This is a genomic window from Rheinheimera fenheensis, from assembly GCF_039871805.1.
Taxonomy (GTDB): Bacteria; Pseudomonadota; Gammaproteobacteria; order Enterobacterales; family Alteromonadaceae; genus Alishewanella; species Alishewanella fenheensis.
Genome location: NZ_JBDPJM010000022.1, coordinates 1 through 1,260, shown reverse-complemented (window position 1 = coordinate 1,260; position 1,260 = coordinate 1). Strand labels below are relative to the sequence as shown.

2 protein-coding genes are annotated in these 1,260 nt (G+C 51.5%); both read left to right on the top strand.

The genetic code is table 11. From position 1 onward, the window contains the following. The first annotated feature begins 66 nt into the window (after window positions 1-66). Window positions 67-375: a transposase gene (locus ABGI61_RS16725; protein WP_216351835.1), complete on the top strand. Its 309-nt coding sequence runs from the start codon at window positions 67-69 to the stop codon at window positions 373-375. Beyond that, window positions 330-1,229, top strand: a complete 900-nt coding sequence (locus ABGI61_RS16720; RefSeq protein WP_347603462.1) for an IS3 family transposase — start codon at window positions 330-332, stop codon at window positions 1,227-1,229. Before ABGI61_RS16725 ends, ABGI61_RS16720 begins: the two co-directional genes overlap by 46 nt. Window positions 1,230-1,260: the final 31 nt, after the last annotated feature.

Below are 1,260 nucleotides of genomic sequence, written 5' to 3'. Positions count from 1 at the left end.
CCGAGTTACCCATGATCAGTAGACACCTTCTATAGTTAGGTATCGTACCTGACACTGAGGTGCAAGATGGCCAGACATAAAACCCAGGCGTACTCAGAAGAGTTCCGCCGTGAAGCCGTAAGACTGTCTGATTTACCCGATAAAACAGCGACGTCGGTTGCCCAGGAATTGGGCATACATCCCAATCAGATTTACAACTGGCGTGCCCAGTTTAACCGGTTGTCTGATAAGCAGTTTAATAGCCTCAATGGCGTGGATTATTCCAAGGATGAAAGTGAGAAAGTCCGGCAGTTAAAGCGTGAGCTGGACACGCTGAAAAAGGAAAACGAATTCCTAAAGAAGGCAGCTGCGTACTTTGCCAAGCAGCAGGAGTAAAGTACGCCCTGATAAGCGAATACGTGGGGCAGTATACGGTCAGGTTGATGTGTCGGGTGCTGGAAGTCTCCGCCTCTGGCTTTTACCGCTGGCGGGGCCGTAAGCCCAGCCGCAGCTGCGTTAAACGTGAGCAGCTTGAGCAACAGGTGCTGGATAGCTACGCCCGTTACAAAGCGCGCTACGGCGCGCCCAGACTGGTTAAAGAGCTTAATTCGCTGGGCGTAAGCTGTTGCCTGAACACTGTTGCCAGCATCCTCAAAGCCAGAGGAATACGGGCACGTAACGGCAAGGCGTTTCGCTACAGCCCACGCACTGAAGCGATGACAAATGTGGCGGATAACCTGCTAAAAAGACGCTTTGACGCTGAGAAACCCAACGAGCGCTGGACCACAGATATCACCTATATCTGGCTGAAAGACAAATGGTTATATCTGGCTACAGTAATGGATTTATACTCCAGAGCGATAGTGGGGTGGTCACTGGATACCAGCATGACTGAGCGTCTGATTACGCAGGCACTGAAGATGGCACTGGCACGACGGCAGCCGCAGGCGGGCCTGATAGTGCATTCAGACCGCGGCGTGCAGTATCGCTCGACGACTTATCAGGATGTGTTGATGAATGCCGGCTGTGTGCCCAGCATGAGCCGTAAGGGCAACTGCTGGGATAATGCGGCGATGGAAGCCTTCTTCAGCCGGCTTAAAGTAGAACTGATTTATGCCGAGAATTACGACTCGATTGAGCGGGCTAAGTCAGGTATCTTCGAGTACATAGAGATATTTTATAACCGTGTTCGTAGGCACTCAGCGATTGGCTATGTCAGCCCGGCTGAGTTTGAGCGCAAATGCGCATAACCGAGTGTCTACTTTTTATGGGTAAGAACAG

Bases quoted from the DNA above. Each gene is read 5' to 3' on its own strand.
- ABGI61_RS16725 (WP_216351835.1), top strand. From the start codon at position 67: ATGGCCAGACATAAAACCCAGGCGTACTCAGAAGAGTTCCGCCGTGAA.